Origin of the sequence: Pseudomonas morbosilactucae (assembly GCF_023241715.1) — a bacterium.
Classification (GTDB): domain Bacteria; phylum Pseudomonadota; class Gammaproteobacteria; order Pseudomonadales; family Pseudomonadaceae; genus Aquipseudomonas; species Aquipseudomonas morbosilactucae.
This window is the reverse complement of the sequence record NZ_JALQCW010000048.1, coordinates 25,106-41,942: the sequence shown is the minus strand read 5'-3', so window position 1 is coordinate 41,942 and position 16,837 is coordinate 25,106. Positions and strand designations below refer to the sequence as shown.

Below are 16,837 nucleotides of genomic sequence, written 5' to 3'. Positions count from 1 at the left end.
GTTCTCCTCGTTAAACTCAGTCGCTCAATCCCAGCAGGCTGCGAGCGTATTGCGCCAGCGGTGGGCCGAGCAGGTCTTGTGGCTTGTTGTCGTGGAACGTCAGTAAACCGCCACGGCTGCGAATTCGCGCAGTATCAATCAAATACTGGGTGCTGGTCTCGATCAGCATGATCTGAATCACCCCGTTGTCCACCCCCAGGCGGTCAACGGCTTCCTGGTCGAACCACTCATCGGAGTTGCCGATGCGGTCGTCCGCCTTGGCGTAACGGGTGTAGAGCAAATAATGGGCGCCGACTTCACGGGCCTCGGCCATGGCCTGGTCCAGGCCTTCCGGTGCACGGGCGCGGCGGACCATGGGGAAGTATTCGACAAAACCGTTAAAGGCCTCTTCAGCCACCACGTTCGGCCGTGGGTAGGCGCTGCCAGGCGGGGTGAAAGAACCCTGGGCGATGAAAATGAACGAGTCCGGCTGGATACGGAAGGAGTTCGAACGACGAGTATCACTGTGATCGAGCATGCCGGCGTCGCTCAGGTGATAACGAACCCCCTCGCCCATATCGCTGACATTCATGCAGCCGCCGAGTGCCAAAAAGGCCAGCAGCAAAACCAGGCTACGCATCCTATCCTCCCAAAAACCGGTGACGGAAAACCGGCGAATGGGCACGAGATGCAGCTTCCGCGCCAGCTCGCCATTTGCGGTGGGTTGCCGCGTCTATGGGCAGTCGGATTGGTGCAGTTTTTCGTCGTAAAAGAAAGGCTCAGGGAATCGGCGCAGCGGGGATAACGCCCGGTCAGCCGCCGATGATTTTCATCACCGTGGCGCCGCCGGAGAACGCCACGTCCTGCTTGTCACCCAAGGCTTTCACCAACAGGCGCTGCAGGGCCGGCAAGGCTTGGTGACGGGGCTTGTCCAGCAGGTCGCCGACGTAGTGACGGTTACTGGAGGACAGGCAGCCATGGAGCCAACCGGTGGAGGACAGGCGCAGGCGCGAGCACGTCCGGCAGAACGGCACGCTTTCGTTGGCGATCACACCGAAAAAGCCCTGTCCGGGAATCTGGTAGCGCACCGCCGTGGCGTCGACCGGCGCATCGGCCTGAAGGTATTCGTAACGCTCGCCAATCAACCCGAGCAATTGCTGCAGGCTGACGAACTGTTGCAGGAAGGCATTGCCATCACTGGCCAGGTGGCCCATGCGCATCAGTTCGATAAAGCGCAGCTCATAGCCCCGCTCCAGGCAGTAATCCAGCAGCGGCAGGACCTGGTCGAAGTTCTGCCCGCGCAGGGGCACCATATTGACCTTGATCTTCAGCCCCGCCTCGCTGGCCCGCTGCATGCCGTCGAGTACGGTGGCCAAGTCGCCACCACGGGCAATGCTGCGGAACGCTGAAGCGTCCAGGGTATCCAGGGAAACGTTGATCCGGCGGATGCCGGCGTCGACCAACAGCGGCAATTTGCGCGTGAGCAACTGGCCGTTGGTGGTCAGGCTGATGTCGTCCAGGCCCATCTGCCCGACAGCGCCCATAAAGGTTTCCAACTTGGGACTGACCAAGGGTTCGCCGCCGGTGATACGCAGGCGCTCAATGCCGGCCGCTTCGATCAGATAAGCCACGCCGCGGGCCATGGCGTCGGCCGAAAGCTCATCCTGCGCCGCCACCAGCCGCTTGCCGTCAGGCACGCAGTAAGTGCACGCATAGTTGCAGGCAGAGGTCAGGCTGATGCGCAAATTGCGAAAACGCCTGCCTTGACGATCAACGATCATGGATGACTCCGGCGGAGGAAGAGAGGACCGCAAAAACTTGACTCACAAATCAGGTTTTTGCAAGTCCCACGCCTGAGTATATTCCTGGGGCACTGCGCCATGTAGGTAAATCACGGCGCAATAAAGCAACTGAATGGATCAGCTGCTGGGTATTTCCGGGTCGCGCTTGCGCTTGTTGCCCATGCGCACGCCGATGTCCATCAGGAACTGGAAGAAGCCTTCCTGATCTTCCAGCACATTGCTCCAGAATGGCGAGTGGTACAGCGCCACCGCGCCGTGCACCAGCGCCCAGGACGCGCAGTAGTGGAAGTAAGGCGGTACGTCTTCAAGCTTGCCTTCGCTGATGCGGCCCTTGATCAACAAGGTCAGGCGCTCGAAGTTGGACGCACGGATCTTGTGCAGTTCCTCGACCATTTCCGGCACCTGGTTGCCCTTGACCACCTTCTCTTCCAGGCGGTCGAACAGCCGATAACGCTGTGGGTCGCGCATGCGGAATTCGAAGTAGGCCCGGGACAGCGCCTCCTTGTCCTTGTCGACGTCGGCAGAGTGCAGCAACTCATTGAGGTCGCGCTCATAGTCGAGCATCAGGCGCAGGTAGATCTCCGCCTTGGACTTGAAGTGCTTGTAGATGGTGCCTTTGCCGATACCCACGGCATCAGCGATCATCTCGACGGTGACGCTGTCTTCACCTTGGTCGAGGAACAGCTTGAGCGCGGTATCGAGAATTTCTTGCTCGCGGCGACGAAACTCACGGACCTTACGGGGTTCTTTTTGCATAAGAAAAGGTCTGTCGGGGTCAAAATCGAAGCCGCGTATTATGCCTAACTTGCGCCAAAATGCACGGATCATCCGACCATCACTGTGTTTCTGGATGAATTTGCCTGGTCACGCCCCACCGCTATTTGCCTGGAAAGAGTCCTTTCAAGCGGGGCGATTACGCGGCCGAAGGCTTTGCAGCCGGTACTGAGCGGGACTTTCAGGGGCTATCAAGGGTGAATCCAGACCCTGTGCAGATGAAGCCACACATCATGAACCCGCGACACCATTGCTTGCTCAACAGCGACGCAGAAACCGATTCCAGTCAAAAATCAATCGTATTTAAGGCGCCCTATTCCGCTCATCAACCACGGGAAACGCCCAACCCTGGGAGAGTGGGGAGCGACTTATGAGGAAGGAAAGCCTTTGGGCCATGAAGAAGCAGCGACCAAACTGCAACAGGTTGTGAGCGAAAGACTGGAGAAAACCCCAATAGCTCTTGGCGTTCGCCCTCAAAAACCTGTGAATCGCTGCCATTGTTCAGGTTATGGCGGCTATTGAACGGAAATGAGAACTCAACCGAAGCGCCCGTATTCCAAAATTGTTTAAAAACCGACCAACACCCACTGGACTCAACGCGATAGTGATCAATACTTCACCTGTCAGCGCGACATCTCCCCCAAGTGAAGCGCTGATAAAGGTAGCGATGGACCGCGGGCCTTTGTTTTACTCCTAATGGTCTTAACCCGGATTCACCCCCCAGAACCCGGGTTTTTTTTGCCCGCGATTTGGGCTTCGCTACCGGGCTTATCCGGCACTCTTGACGTGGGCCAACGGGAACAGGCGCTTGAAGTTTTCCGTGGTCTGCTGGGCAAAGGCTTCATAGGGTTGCCCGCGCAACATCGCCAGGTATTCCGCCACTTCCCGCACGTACTGCGGCAAGTTGGGTTTGCCGCGATACGGAATGGGTGCCAGGTACGGCGAGTCGGTTTCCACCAGCAGGCGATCCGCCGGTACCTGGCGAGCCACGTCACGCAAAGCATCGGCGTTGCGGAAGGTGACGATCCCGGACAAGGAAATATAGAAGCCCAAATCTAGCGCAGCCTTGGCCATCTCCCAGTCTTCGGTGAAGCAATGCAACACCCCGGCCTGGGGCAACGCGGCTTCACGCAACAAGGCCAAGGTATCCGCCCGAGCACCGCGTGTGTGGACAATCACCGGTTTGCCGGTTTGCTGCGCCGCCTGCAGGTGCAAGCGGAAGGAGGCCTGCTGCACCTCGGCGGCTTCGGGTTCGTAGTGGTAGTCCAACCCGGTCTCGCCAATGGCCACCACTCGCGGGTGGTTCAGCTCCTGCAGCAGCCAGTCCAGGGCCGGCTCGGCGCCGGGTTGCACATCCAGCGGGTGCACGCCCACCGAGCAGTCGACATCCTCGTAACGCTCAGCCAGCGCCTTGACGTCTGCCGCGTTGTCGGCGCTGACGCCAATGCACAGGAAATGCCCGACGCCACGCTGCCGGGCCGCTTCCAGCGCGGCATCCAGGGAGCCGTCGTGGGCGGCAAGGTCGAGGCGATCAAGGTGGCAATGGGAATCTACGAGCATAAGGGGCTAAAACTGCATCCGAATGAGTGAAAAGGCCGCCGCCAACACGACAGCCCACGACAAGCCTGATCTCAGGCGCAACGCATTACTTCTGGGTCGGCAAGGCCGCCCACTGCACCAGCAGCGCTTCCAATAGCAGCACGCGGTTGAGGTTGGCCTTGCTCAGGACTTTCTGTCGCTGCGCCAGGATCCAGTCCTGCAACGTCAGCACTTTGCCCTGGTTCGACTTCTGCGCCAGGTACTGCACCACCTTGCGCATATCAGTCAGGCCCAGGCCGTCTTCGTCCTCGGTCAGCTGATAACGCAGAATCAGGCTCGACCAGTCGCAAAACCAGTCAAACAGCAGCAACAACGGGATGGCATTCCAGCTCTCGGCCAACTGGGTCGGAGATTGCTGCTGCTTGAGCAGCTTCTTCACCCCATCCACCACCAGCGCCCGCTGCTCACGCGCGCCTTGGGCTTGCAGGCTGACGGCGGCCAGGGGCGAACCGGCGGCAAGGGTCAGCAACTCGCCGCGCTCCTCGGCCGAGCACTCGGGCAGCGCCCCTGCCAGCCATTGCAGGCTCAGAGCCTCGCTGGGCAACGGACAAGCCTGCTGCACGCAACGACTCTTGATGGTGGGCAACAAACGGCTGGGCTGATGGCTGACCAACAGCAGCACCGTATCGCCGGAGGGCTCTTCCAGACTTTTGAGCAAGGCGTTGGCAGCGTTGATGTTCATCGACTCCACCGGCTCGATGAGCACCACCTTGCGTCCGCCCAGCTGTGCGGTCTGCACCACGAAGCTCACCAGATCACGGACCTGATCGACCTTGATCGCCTTGTCCGCCTCTTCCGGCTCCAGGATGTAGTTGTCCGGGTGACTGCCGGCCTGCAACAGATGACAGGATTTGCACTGCCCGCAGGCTTCCAGCCCTTCAGGCCGCTGGCACAACAGACGAGCCATCAAGCGTTCGGCCAATGCGCGCTTGCCGATGCCCACCGGCCCGTGGAGCAGGTAGGCATGGGCATGCTGGGCACGTCCCGCCAATTGCTGCCAGAGGCTGTCTTGCCAGGGGAAGGCCTCAGCCACGGGCGCGCTCCAGCAACTGCGGCAACAGGCCATCCAGGGCCTGCTGGACCTGGGCCAGGGGCTGGGCCGCATCCACCAACTGATAACGCGCCGGATCGGCTTCGGCGCGCTTCAGGTAGGCGTTGCGCACCGCTTCGAAAAACACCCGGCCTTCCTGCTCGAAACGGTCCAGGCGACCGCGCGCGCTGGCCCGGGCCAGGCCGATTTCCACAGGCAGGTCAAAGACCAGGGTCAGGTCAGGGCGCAGCTCCCCCTGGACAAAACGTTCCAGGGTGGCAATGCGCTCCACCGACAACCCACGACCACCGCCCTGGTAGGCGTAGGTGGAATCGGTAAAACGGTCACACAGAACCACCGCGCCACGGGCCAACGCCGGACGGATCACCGCAGCCAGGTGCTGAGCCCGAGCGGCAAACACCAGCAACAGCTCAGTATCGGCATTCATCACTTCATCGCCGGGGGTCAGCAATACCTCGCGGATACGCTCGGCCAGCGGCGTGCCGCCCGGCTCACGGGTCAGCAGCACCTCGATACCGGCGGCGCGCAGACGCTCGGCCAGGTATTCGCGGTTGGTGCTTTTACCAGCGCCTTCCGGGCCTTCCAGGGTAATAAACAAGCCAGTCACAGGCAGTCCTTAATCATGTTCATTGCGGGCTTTGCGGCGCGGGCTCCTGAGCAGTCTCGCCCGGCGCTGGTGCGGATTCTGGGGTTACGGGCGGTGTCGATGCCTCCGCCGCCGGGCTGCTCGCGTCCGGAGCCGCCGCAGGTGCAGGGCTGGAGCGGTAGTCGGCCCGGCGCTTGAGCTGAAACTCGCGCACGGCACTGTTATGGGCGTCCAGGTCATCAGAGAACACATGGCTGCCATCGCCACGGGCGACAAAATACAGACTCTTGCCATCCACCGGGTTGAGCGCCGCGTGAATCGCTTCGCGCCCGACCATGGCGATCGGCGTCGGCGGCAAGCCGGCAATCACATAAGTGTTGTAAGGCGTGGCTTCCTTGAGGTGCGCACGGGTCAGCTTGCCGGTGTAGCGTTCGCCCAGGCCATAAATAACGGTGGGATCGGTTTGCAGCAACATGCCAATCTGCATGCGGCGCACAAACACCCCGGCAATCTGCCCCCGCTCTTGGGGCACACCGGTCTCTTTCTCCACCAGGGACGCCATGATCAGCGCCTGGTAAGGCTCGGTGTAGGGCACATCGGCGGCGCGTTTGCTCCACTCCTTGGCCAGCACCTCGTCCAGGCGGTCGTAGGCTTTCTCGAGCAGCTCGGCGTCGCTCATGCCCCGCACGAAACGGTAAGTGTCGGGAAAGAAACGGCCTTCGGGAAAGACCCCAGCATGGCCGAGCTTTTCCATGACCTGGCTGTCGCTCAGGCCGGTCAGGGTCTGTTCAAGCTTGTCGTGCTTGGCCAAGGCGGCGCGCACTTGGCGAAAGTTCCAGCCTTCCACCAGGGTCAGGCTGTACTGCACCACTTCGCCACGCTGCCAGAGGCCGATCAGGCCTTCGGCAGTCATGCCCGGGGTCATGCGGTATTCACCACTGTGCAGGGGCTGGCCATCAAGGTTGAAACGCCAGTACAGGCGCAGCCAAAAGCCGTCGCGGATCACACCGTCGGCCTGCAGGCGATTGAACGTGCCGGTGGGCGTGGAGCCAGTAGGCACATCAAGCAGTTGCTCCTGACTCAAGTTGAGCGGTTGCTCCAAGGCCGAGTGCAGTTTCCAGGCGCCGGCGCCCAGCAGCAGCCCTGCCAGAACCAGTCCGGTCTCCAGCAGAAGCAGAAATTTACGTCTCACGAATCAAGCATCCAATAGCGCGCGGGAAATGGCCTGCAGTTTACGGGTGAGCGGTCCGGCCGACCAGCTCATACCTGCACAGGCCAATACCGGCCAGATGCCATAAACGCTGTTGCACACAAACACCTCATCGGCCTGTTGCAGCTGATCGACGTGGATATCCGCCACTTGCGTGGCAATCCCCTGCGACGCGGCCTGAAACAATATTTCAGCGCGCATCACCCCCGCCACACCACATCGACTCAGGTCCGGGGTCACCAGACAGCCGTCACGCACCAGGAACAGATTGCTGAATACGCCTTCGATCACCCGCCCGGAGGCATCCAGCATCAAGCCTTCGGCATGCTCGGCATCCCGCCACTCGGCGCGGGCCAGGACCTGCTCCAGGCGATTGAGGTGTTTGAGACCCGCGAGCAAAGGCTGCTCGGAGAGACGGGTAGCACAGGGAAACAGCCGCACGCCCTGCTCGCTGTGGATCGGGGCATAGGCCGCCGGGGGATTGCCTTGCAGAATCCGCCGCGCCTGGGCCTGGGGGTCGGGTGCATAGCCGCGCAGGCCGTCGCCACGGGTGAGGATGAGCTTGAGCACGCCCTCCCCCAAGGCCTCGGCATACGCCAGCACCTCACTGCGGATCAGCACGTGGTCCGCCGTGATTGCCAGGCGTAAACAACCCTCGGCCAGACGCGCCAGATGACGCTCCAGCAAGCGGGGCTGCCCCGCCTTGACGGCGATGGTTTCAAACAACCCATCGCCATAAGCCAGGCCGCGGTCCTTGAGCGATAAAGCGTCAGCCGGCTGACCGTCGACCCAGCTGTGCATCACTCAGCGAACCGGCGGAACACCAGGGAGCCGTTGGTACCGCCAAAACCAAAGGAGTTGGACAGCACCACATCGATGTCCATGCTGCGCGCGGTGTGCGGCACAAAATCGAGGTCGCAGCCTTCGTCCGGCTCATCGAGGTTAATGGTCGGAGGCGCCACCTGGCTGTTGATCGCCAGCACGCTGAAGATCGCTTCAATCGCCCCGGCAGCACCCAGCAGGTGACCGGTCATGGACTTGGTGGAGCTGACCGCCAGCTTGTAGGCGTGATCGCCAAACACGCTCTTGATCGCTTCGGCTTCCGCCAGGTCGCCAGCCGGCGTCGAGGTGCCGTGGGCGTTGATGTACTGCACCTGGTCGACATTGAGCTTGGCGTCGCGCAGGGCATTGGCGATGCAGCGAGCAGCACCGGCGCCATCGGCGGGCGGCGACGTCATGTGGTAGGCATCGCCACTCATGCCAAAACCGATCAGCTCGGCATAGATGGTCGCGCCACGGGCCTTGGCGTGCTCCAGCTCTTCGAGAACCAGGGCACCGGCACCGTCAGACAGGACGAAGCCGTCACGGCCCTTGTCCCAAGGTCGGCTGGCGCGGGTCGGCTCGTCGTTGCGAGTCGACAGTGCACGGGACGCACCGAAGCCGCCCATGCCCAGACCGCAGGCCGCCATTTCGGCGCCGCCGGCGATCATCACATCCGCCTCGCCAAAGGCGATATTGCGCGCCGCCATGCCGATGCAGTGGGTACCGGTGGTGCACGCCGTGGAAATGGCGTAGTTCGGTCCCTGGGCACCCAGATGGATGGACAGGAAGCCGGAAATCATATTAATGATCGAGCCAGGCACGAAGAACGGAGAGATCCGTCGTGGGCCGGAATCATGCAGGGTGCGGCTGGTTTCTTCGATATTGGTCAGACCGCCAATACCCGAACCCATGGCCACGCCAATGCGCTCACGGTTGGCATCGGTGACTTCCAGGCCGGCATTACGCACTGCCTGAAAACCGGCCGCCAAGCCGTATTGAATGAACAGGTCGAGTTTGCGGGCCTCTTTGGCCGACAGGTACTCCTCGACATTGAAGCCCTTTACCGAGCCGCCAAAACGGGTGGAATAGGCAGAAAGGTCGGTGTGCTCAATCAGACCAATGCCACTATGGCCAGCCAGAATGCCCTGCCAGCTACTCGGGACATCCGTACCCAGTGGCGACAACATACCCATACCGGTGACTACGACGCGTCTACGCGACACAGCACTCTCCTTTTTCTAATGACGACACTTTGCATCAGGCCTAAAGAAAAAACCGCACGCCGTAACGGCAGTGCGGTTTTTCCATAACAGCAAACGGCGACTACAAACGCTTAAGCCTGGTGGCTGGTAACGTAGTCGATAGCTGCTTGAACGGTAGTGATTTTTTCAGCTTCTTCGTCAGGGATTTCGGTCTCGAATTCCTCTTCCAGAGCCATCACCAGCTCAACGGTGTCAAGGGAGTCAGCACCCAGGTCTTCAACGAAGGAAGCAGTGTTAACAACTTCTTCTTCTTTAACGCCCAGTTGCTCAGCAACGATTTTCTTGACGCGCTCTTCGATGGTGCTCATACCTTGTTTTCACTCCTAATGGACAAATTCAGGCAGCTGGCCAGTGGGTAAGTGTATAGAAAGGCTTTTCAGCTTTTCAACTGAAAGCTTCACTCCTCAAACCCTTTGGCCATCTGCCTATAAATAGATTGCAGCTTTATAACGGATTTTAGACAGCTCGTATGACATTTTTTTGAAGCAATCCGTCACATTTAACTCACATATACATCCCGCCGTTCACCGGGATTGTAGCCCCAGTAACGTAGGCCGCACCGTCCGAAGCCAGAAAAGCGACCACTTGCGCGATCTCTTGAGCCTGACCCAGACGACCCAGCGGAATTTGTGTCAGCAGGGCATCACGCTGCGCCTCAGGCAGTTCACGGGTCATATCGGTATCGATAAAACCAGGAGTGACCGAGTTGACAGTGATCGACCGCGAGCCGACTTCACGCGCCAGGGCACGGCTGAAACCTTCCAGACCAGCCTTGGCGGCGGCGTAGTTTACTTGGCCTGCGTTGCCCATGGCACCCACTACCGAGCCAATACTGATAATTCGACCCCAACGCGCCTTGGTCATGCCGCGCAAAACGCCCTTGGACAGGCGATACAGACTGTTCAAGTTGGTATCGACCACGTCGTACCACTCGTCGTCTTTCATGCGCATCATCAGGTTGTCGCGGGTGATGCCGGCGTTGTTCACCAGGATCGCCGGCGCGCCGAACTGCTCCTGGATGCTGGCCAGCACGGCAGCAACGGACTCATCACTGGTGACGTTGAGCTCAAGACCAGTGCCTTGGATGCCGTTTTCCTTCAGGGTTGCGGCAATACGCTCAGCGCCCGACGCGGACGTCGCGGTGCCCACGACAATGGCGCCCAAACGCCCCAGCTCCAGGGCGATAGCCTGGCCAATACCACGGCTGGCGCCGGTCACCAGTGCAACTTTACCTTGCAGACTCATGCAGGCTTCTCCTAATTCAGGCCAGCGCCGCACGGGCGGCAGCGAAGGCATCTGGGGTATTCAGGTTAGAGGTCGATACGCCTTCGGCGCAGCGCTTGTTGAGGCCAGCCAGGACCTTGCCAGGACCGCATTCCACCAGCTGTACAGCACCGTTGGCCGCCAGGGTCTGAACCGATTCCACCCAACGTACCGGCTTGTAGAGTTGCTCCAGCAGGTCGCGCTTGAGGGTCTCGAGGTCAGGCGCCACGGCAGCACTGACGTTCTGCACCAGCGGGATCTGCGGCGCTTGCCAGTTGATCGCGGCGATCGATTCAGCGAAGCGCTCGGCAGCCGGGCGCATCAGCTCGCAGTGGGAGGGCACGCTGACCGGCAGCGGCATGGCGCGCTTGGCGCCACGGGCCTTGCAGCCTTCGATGGCGCGCTCGACGGCCGCCTTGGCACCGGCGATCACCACCTGGCCTGGGGAGTTGAAATTGACCGCGCTGACCACATCGCCTTGCGCCGCTTCAGCGCAGGCCGCCAATACATCAGCGTCTTCCAGGCCGAGAATCGCCGCCATGCCGCCCTGCCCCGCAGGCACGGCTTCTTGCATCAACTGGCCACGACGCTCGACCAGCTTCACGGCTTCAGCCAGTGTCAGGCTGCCAGCAGCGACCAGGGCGCTGTACTCGCCCAGGCTGTGACCGGCCACAAAGGCCGGACGCGCGCCGCCTTCCGCCAACCACAGACGCCACAGGGCGATGGAGGCGGTGAGGATGGCCGGCTGGGTCTTGTCGGTTTGATTGAGCAGCTCTTCAGGACCTTGCTGGGTCAGCGCCCAGAGGTCGTAGCCCAGAGCATCGGAGGCTTCTTTGAAGGTGTCGAGGATCAACGGGTACTGCGCGCCCAACTCGGCCAACATGCCGAGGGACTGCGAGCCCTGTCCTGGAAAGACGAATGCGAGGGATGCAGACATGTAACAAGCCCCTAATGATCTTGTCGTCGGAGAATTGACGTCCCACAGAAGTGGACGCAAGAAACTGACAGTTGGATGGCCAATTGAACTGAGCGGTCACATTTAAGCACTCCCAAGGGAAAACGCCTAAAGCAACAAGTCTTCGAGACGACCGTGCAGGCGCTCGGGGAGGTTTTCCTGGATCTCGATCAACGCACGCTGAATCGCGCTCTGAAAGCCCTCCACCCCCGCCGAACCGTGACTTTTCACCACAATGCCCTGCAACCCGAGAAAGCTCGCGCCGTTGTGCCGCGCCGGCGCTAGGTCTGCCTGCAAGCGCCGCATCAACGGCAACGCCAGGGCACCCACCATGCGCGACAAGGCATTCTGCTTGAACAGCGCCTCGATCCGCGCAGCAATCATGGTGGCCAGCCCCTCGCTGGATTTGAGCAGGATATTGCCGACAAAGCCGTCACACACCACCACATCCGCCTCGCCGCGATACAGACCATCCCCTTCGACAAAACCGATGTAGTTCAGGCCCCGGGCGCTTTGCAGCAAAGTGGCCGCCAGCTTGACCTGCTGATTGCCCTTGATGTCTTCGGTGCCGATATTCAGCAGCGCCACCCGCGGCCGCACCACCCCCAGGGTTTCGGCGGCCACCGAGCCCATCACCGCAAACTGGAACAGGTGTTCGGCACTGCAATCGACGTTCGCCCCCAGATCCAGCAGTTGGCAATAGCCGCGCTGGGTGGGAATGGCCGCCACCATGGCCGGGCGATCGATCCCCGGAAGGGTCTTGAGCACGTAGCGCGACAGCGCCATCAACGCACCGGTGTTGCCGGCACTGACACAGGCCTGGACCTTGCCCTCGCGCAACAGCTCGAGGCCCACGCGCATCGACGAGTCAGGCTTGCCACGCAGGGCCTGGGAAGGCTTCTCGTCCATGGTGATCACTTGTGTCGCAGGAGTAATAGTCAGGCGCGAACGATCCACAGCCGAATGGCCGGAAAGCAGATCTTCTAAAAGGGAGGGTTGACCGACGAGGGTCAGGTGCAGCGAGGGCGTTGCAGACAGGCAAGCGAGGCTGGCCTGAACAATGCTGCGGGGACCGAAGTCCCCGCCCATTGCGTCAATCGCGATGACTTGAGCGGACAAGTGATTACTCGTCAGCGCCCTTGTCGATCACTTTACGGCCACGGTATACGCCTTCTGGCGATACGTGGTGACGCAGGTGAACTTCACCGGTGGTCTTTTCTACGGACAGGGTGCTAGCCTCGAGAGCGTCGTGGGAACGACGCATGTCACGGGCGGAGCGGGATTTTTTGTTCTGCTGAACAGCCATAATTGATTAACTCCTAAACGTTTGGGTCACGCTTTAACTGCGCCAATACACTGAACGGGTTGGACCGCGTTACCTCGTCCTCGCTCGGTTCGGGCTCGTCATCGAGGCCCGCCGGCTGCTGGCATTCTTCCGGATGATGAGCAGGCACAATGGGCAAGGCGAGCAAAAGCTCCTCCTCGATCAGTGCATGCAGATCCAAAGGATCTTCGCCCAGTTCCAGCACGTCATAACCTTTCGGCAACGACTGGGTATTCGCACCCTCCTTCACCACAGCATAACTGCACTCGCTGTGGATCGGCAGGGTGACCAGCTCAAGACAACGCTGGCAAACCATTTTGACTTCGGTGTCGATAAAACTGTGGATTACCACAGCTTTACGTTCATCTCGCTCAAAAACGAATTTAGCCTGCACCGTACCGACATCGTCGGAAAGCGGGTCGCAGAGTCTCTCCAAATCGGCCAGCAGCAGCTCACCTTTGAGGGTGGTGCCACGGTCAGCCAATTTGCGCGGGTCAACGTGAGGTGGAATCGGGTCATTCAACATAGGCGCAGCATTATAGGGATGCACCCAGCCATGTCAAAGGAAATTCAGCCCTGTCCGTCACTTGCAAGCCCCGCTAGAATTTGCGACCGCCCCAGGAGACGCTCATGCTGCCTTTATTACTCGCCTCAAGCTCGGTCTATCGCCGCGAATTGCTGACCCGCCTGCAACTCCCATTCAGCTGCAGCTCGCCAGACATCGACGAAAGCCACCAGCCCGGCGAGCCGGCAATTGAACTGGTCAAACGCCTGGCCCGGGAAAAAGCCCAGGCCCTGGCCACCGCCTACCCGAACCACCTGATTATTGGTTCCGACCAGGTCGCGGTGCTCGATGGGCGCATCATCGGCAAGCCCCACACCTTCGAAAACGCCCGGGAACAACTACTGGCCGCCAGCGGTGCCAGCGTGAGCTTTCTCACCGGCCTGGCCCTACTCAACAGCCAGACCGGGGAATGCCAGGTCGACTGCATCCCCTTCACCGTGCACATGCGCCACCTGGACGCCCCACGCATCGAACGCTACCTGCGCACAGAACAGCCTTACGACTGCGCCGGCAGCTTCAAAGCCGAAGGCCTGGGCGTGAGCCTGTTTCAAAGCACAGAAGGCCCGGACGCCACCAGCCTGATCGGCCTGCCGCTGATCCGCCTGGTGGACATGCTACAGGCCGAAGGGGTGCAGATCCCCTGATTCATAGGGCATGAACATCGCCCATGAAAAAGCCGGCACTCAGGCCGGCTTTTTTTGGGGAGTACGCAGTTAACGCAGGGTAGGCCCCTGAAACCCCATCCACATCGCCAACTGCTCAGCCACACTGGCGCCAAGCTTCTTCGAGAAGCGATCGAAAGGCGACTCCTGGACCGTGAAGTCCACCAGCTCTTTTTCCCCGACCACATCCCGCGCGATCGAACTGGCACTGCCCAGGCCATCGATCAAGCCCAGTTGCAGCGCCTGCTCACCCGACCAGACCAAACCGGAAAACAGCTCCGGATGATCCTTGTCTTTGAGCCGATCACCACGCCCCTGCTTGACGCTGGCGATGAACTGCCGATGAGTGGTATCCAGCACGCCTTGCCAGAACTGGGTTTCTTCCGCCTTTTGCGGCTGGAACGGATCAAGGAAAGACTTGTGCTCACCCGAGGTGTAAGTACGCCGCTCCACGCCCAGCTTCTCCATGGTACCGACAAAGCCGTAGCCGGCCGCTGTCACACCAATGGAACCCACCAGACTCGCCTTATCGGCGTAGATCTCGTCAGCCGCACTGGCAATGTAATAAGCACCGGAGGCGCCGAGATCGGAAATTACTGCATAGACCTTGGTGTCTTTGTGCAGCGCGCGCAGGCGCCGAATTTCGTCATAAACGTAACCGGACTGCACCGGACTGCCGCCTGGACTGTTGATCCGCAACACCACTGCCTTGACCTTAGGGTCCTCAAACGCAGTACGCAGGCTGCCGACAATATTGTCCGCGCTGGCTGACTCCTTATCGGCGATCACCCCTGTAACCTCGATCAGAGCCGTGTAGCTGGCGCCGCGCCCCGCACTTTTTTCCATGTCCATCAGCGGGGTGAACAACAACAGGGCGCCAAACAGATAAACAAAGGTCAGCAACTTGAAAAAGATCCCCCAACGCCGCGAGCGACGCTGCTCTTGAACCCCCGCCAGCAAGGTTTTTTCCAACAGCTTCCAGCTCTTGTCATCGCCACCTTCGGCGCTGGCCTTGCTTGGTGCTTTCCACTCATCAGTCATGCCATCTTCCCCGGCTAAAACTTACTGGGCACCCTGGCTGAGCCAGGCATGCAACTCAGGAAACCTATCGATCGACAGGCGTGGCTCAAACGCCTGCAACGCTTCAATGGATTGCGCGCCGTAGCTGACCGCCACCGAACCCATCCCGGCGTTACGCGCCATCTGCAGATCGAAGGACGAATCCCCCACCATCAGCGCCCGCTCAGGCCGCACACCGCAATGCGCAAGAATCTGCTCAAGCATCAACGGGTGAGGCTTGCTCGCGGTTTCATCCGCCGCTCGGGTGATATCGAAATATGCTTCCCAGCCGTGAGACTTCAACACTCGATCCAGCCCGCGCCGAGCCTTGCCGGTCGCCACAGCCAGTCGATACCCCTCCTGCCGAAACGCCTCCAGGGACTGCACAACGCCCTCGAACAACGGCGAAGGCTCAGTCTCCAGGGCGATATAGCAATCGGCGTAATGCTGGCGGAAGGCGATCAACTGGGCATCGTCGATGTCCGGATACAGGGTCTGGATCGCCTCCGGCAAACCCAACCCGATAATGCCCTTCACGGCAACATCATCGCGTCGCGGGAATCCCGACTGATCACTGGCCACGTGCATCGCCTGGACGATCCGACCAATGGAATCAGCCAGAGTGCCGTCCCAGTCAAAGATCAGCAGTTGGTAATCAGGGTGCACTCAAGCGCTCCACGGTCTTGGCCCACATCTCATCCACAGGCGCTTGCAGCTTCAGCTCGCCACCATCCGGCAGCGGCACAGTCAGCATGTAGGCATGGAGAAACAGGCGCTTGCCGCCCAGGTCGCGAATTTCCTTGGTGAAATCGTCATCACCATACTTGCTGTCACCGGCAATGCAGTGACCGGCATGCAGGGTGTGCACGCGAATCTGGTGAGTCCGCCCCGTCACCGGCTTGGCCTCGACCATGGTGGCGAAATCGCCGAAGCGGCGCAGTACCTTGAACAGGGTCAAGGCCTCCTTACCCTCTTCATTGACCTCGACCATGCGCTCGCCGGAGCGCAGGTTGCTCTTGAGCAACGGCGCCCTCACCTGCTTGATGGCGGTCGCCCAGTTGCCACGCACCAGCGCCATATAGCGCTTGTCCACGCCGTCACCACGCAGGGCTGCGTGCAAATGGCGCAACATGCTGCGCTTCTTGGCAATCATCAGCAGGCCGGACGTATCGCGATCGAGGCGATGCACCAACTCCAATTCCTTGGCATCCGGGCGCAACTGACGAAAGGCTTCGATCACACCGAAGTTCAAGCCGCTGCCGCCATGCACGGCAATGCCGGCCGGCTTGTTGATCACAATCAGGGCTTTATCTTCGAAGACGATCGAGGCTTCCAGGCGCTGCAGCAGCCCTTGGGCCAAAGGCACAGGCTCGTCGCGCTCAGGCACGCGCACCGGCGGCACGCGCACAATGTCGCCCGCCTGCAGCTTGTACTCAGGCTTGATCCGACCTTTGTTCACCCGCACTTCGCCTTTGCGCAAAATGCGATAAATCAAAGTCTTGGGCACGCCCTTGAGCCGAGCGAGAAGGAAATTATCAATACGTTGGCCGGCATATTCCGGCGAGACCTCAAGCAGTTGGACGCCTGGGGTCGAGGGGGCAGTAGTCGTCATGGCGCGAATGATAACAATTTTTTATGGATTTGAAGCACTTAATGATTGCTGCTATAGTCGCGAACGCCGCCAAAAGCGGCTGGCCAGCGGATCAGCGGCAAATTGCCGGCCCTGACCAACGCAATTCATAAGGACGCGAGGCCGTCCTACGCAACTTTTGCTACCTAACGGAAGAGTTCGGCGTTGTAACAAGCGCAGGTGACATAAGGCCTGAAACCCGTAATAAGCAGAGTTATCACTCGCCTCTTACGCAGCGATTAACGGCCAGTTCACAAAGTGCAGTCAGCGACAAACGACCCCGAGCGAAGGTTA

19 protein-coding genes are annotated in these 16,837 nt (G+C 60.3%); 1 reads left to right on the top strand and 18 read right to left on the bottom strand.

Annotated elements, in window-relative coordinates; genetic code table 11:
* Positions 1 to 16: 16 nt before the first annotated feature.
* From M1B34_RS18685 to M1B34_RS18615, 15 genes are all read right to left on the bottom strand, one after another.
* The gene (locus M1B34_RS18685) at positions 17 to 619 is read right to left on the bottom strand and encodes a DUF4823 domain-containing protein (protein ID WP_123330378.1); all 603 of its coding nucleotides are present in this window, start codon (positions 617 to 619) and stop codon (positions 17 to 19) included.
* 172 nt (positions 620 to 791) lie between these two features.
* The gene (locus tag M1B34_RS18680) at positions 792 to 1,760 is read right to left on the bottom strand and encodes a GTP 3',8-cyclase MoaA (protein ID WP_268265918.1); all 969 of its coding nucleotides are present in this window, start codon (positions 1,758 to 1,760) and stop codon (positions 792 to 794) included.
* Positions 1,761 to 1,898: 138 nt separating this feature from the next.
* Positions 1,899 to 2,537, bottom strand: a complete 639-nt coding sequence (locus tag M1B34_RS18675) for a TetR/AcrR family transcriptional regulator (RefSeq protein WP_123330374.1) — start codon at positions 2,535 to 2,537, stop codon at positions 1,899 to 1,901.
* Between the two features lie 786 nt (positions 2,538 to 3,323).
* Positions 3,324 to 4,115, bottom strand: coding sequence for a TatD family hydrolase (locus M1B34_RS18670; protein ID WP_123330372.1), 792 nt, complete (start codon positions 4,113 to 4,115; stop codon positions 3,324 to 3,326).
* Positions 4,116 to 4,200: 85 nt separating this feature from the next.
* A complete protein-coding gene (locus tag M1B34_RS18665; RefSeq protein WP_123330370.1) occupies positions 4,201 to 5,187 on the bottom strand; it encodes a DNA polymerase III subunit delta' in 987 nt (328 codons plus the stop codon).
* Positions 5,180 to 5,812, bottom strand: a complete 633-nt coding sequence (gene tmk / locus M1B34_RS18660; RefSeq protein WP_268263747.1) for a dTMP kinase — start codon at positions 5,810 to 5,812, stop codon at positions 5,180 to 5,182. The genes M1B34_RS18665 and tmk overlap by 8 nt, the downstream gene beginning before the upstream one ends.
* A gap of 19 nt (positions 5,813 to 5,831) precedes the next feature.
* Positions 5,832 to 6,983, bottom strand: coding sequence for an endolytic transglycosylase MltG (gene mltG, locus M1B34_RS18655; RefSeq protein ID WP_268265917.1), 1,152 nt, complete (start codon positions 6,981 to 6,983; stop codon positions 5,832 to 5,834).
* A 3-nt stretch (positions 6,984 to 6,986) separates the two neighbouring features.
* Positions 6,987 to 7,802 (bottom strand): aminodeoxychorismate lyase, encoded by an 816-nt coding sequence (pabC, locus tag M1B34_RS18650; RefSeq protein ID WP_268265916.1) that lies wholly within the window; start codon positions 7,800 to 7,802, stop codon positions 6,987 to 6,989.
* Complete coding sequence (gene fabF, locus M1B34_RS18645; protein WP_123330362.1) at positions 7,802 to 9,046, bottom strand: beta-ketoacyl-ACP synthase II; 1,245 nt, start codon at positions 9,044 to 9,046, stop codon at positions 7,802 to 7,804. Before fabF ends, pabC begins: the two co-directional genes overlap by 1 nt.
* Positions 9,047 to 9,156: 110 nt before the next feature.
* Complete coding sequence (gene acpP, locus M1B34_RS18640) at positions 9,157 to 9,393, bottom strand: acyl carrier protein (RefSeq protein WP_003175607.1); 237 nt, start codon at positions 9,391 to 9,393, stop codon at positions 9,157 to 9,159.
* 196 nt (positions 9,394 to 9,589) lie between these two features.
* Positions 9,590 to 10,330: a 3-oxoacyl-ACP reductase FabG gene (gene fabG, locus M1B34_RS18635; RefSeq protein WP_268263745.1), complete on the bottom strand. Its 741-nt coding sequence runs from the start codon at positions 10,328 to 10,330 to the stop codon at positions 9,590 to 9,592.
* Positions 10,331 to 10,346: 16 nt separating this feature from the next.
* A complete protein-coding gene (gene fabD, locus M1B34_RS18630; protein ID WP_123330358.1) occupies positions 10,347 to 11,285 on the bottom strand; it encodes an ACP S-malonyltransferase in 939 nt (312 codons plus the stop codon).
* Between the two features lie 126 nt (positions 11,286 to 11,411).
* Positions 11,412 to 12,422, bottom strand: coding sequence for a phosphate acyltransferase PlsX (plsX, locus tag M1B34_RS18625; protein WP_268265915.1), 1,011 nt, complete (start codon positions 12,420 to 12,422; stop codon positions 11,412 to 11,414).
* 4 nt (positions 12,423 to 12,426) lie between these two features.
* Complete coding sequence (gene rpmF / locus M1B34_RS18620) at positions 12,427 to 12,609, bottom strand: 50S ribosomal protein L32 (RefSeq protein WP_003179396.1); 183 nt, start codon at positions 12,607 to 12,609, stop codon at positions 12,427 to 12,429.
* A 13-nt stretch (positions 12,610 to 12,622) separates the two neighbouring features.
* Positions 12,623 to 13,153: a YceD family protein gene (locus tag M1B34_RS18615; RefSeq protein ID WP_123330354.1), complete on the bottom strand. Its 531-nt coding sequence runs from the start codon at positions 13,151 to 13,153 to the stop codon at positions 12,623 to 12,625.
* Between the two features lie 104 nt (positions 13,154 to 13,257).
* On the opposite strand from M1B34_RS18615, the gene M1B34_RS18610 reads away from it, so the two are divergent.
* Positions 13,258 to 13,836 carry a Maf family protein gene (locus M1B34_RS18610; protein ID WP_268265914.1) on the top strand — a complete coding sequence of 193 codons (579 nt, stop codon included), beginning with the start codon at positions 13,258 to 13,260 and terminating at the stop codon, positions 13,834 to 13,836.
* A 69-nt stretch (positions 13,837 to 13,905) separates the two neighbouring features.
* Here the strand turns inward: M1B34_RS18610 and sppA are convergent, their stop codons facing one another.
* The 3 genes from sppA to rluC are packed head-to-tail and all read right to left on the bottom strand — an operon-like array spanning position 13,906 to position 16,525.
* Complete coding sequence (gene sppA, locus M1B34_RS18605) at positions 13,906 to 14,895, bottom strand: signal peptide peptidase SppA (RefSeq protein WP_268265913.1); 990 nt, start codon at positions 14,893 to 14,895, stop codon at positions 13,906 to 13,908.
* A gap of 21 nt (positions 14,896 to 14,916) precedes the next feature.
* Positions 14,917 to 15,579: an HAD-IA family hydrolase gene (locus M1B34_RS18600; protein WP_123330348.1), complete on the bottom strand. Its 663-nt coding sequence runs from the start codon at positions 15,577 to 15,579 to the stop codon at positions 14,917 to 14,919.
* On the bottom strand, positions 15,569 to 16,525 hold the full coding sequence (rluC, locus tag M1B34_RS18595; RefSeq protein WP_123330346.1) for a 23S rRNA pseudouridine(955/2504/2580) synthase RluC: 957 nt from the start codon (positions 16,523 to 16,525) through the stop codon (positions 15,569 to 15,571). Before rluC ends, M1B34_RS18600 begins: the two co-directional genes overlap by 11 nt.
* Positions 16,526 to 16,837 lie beyond the last annotated feature (312 nt).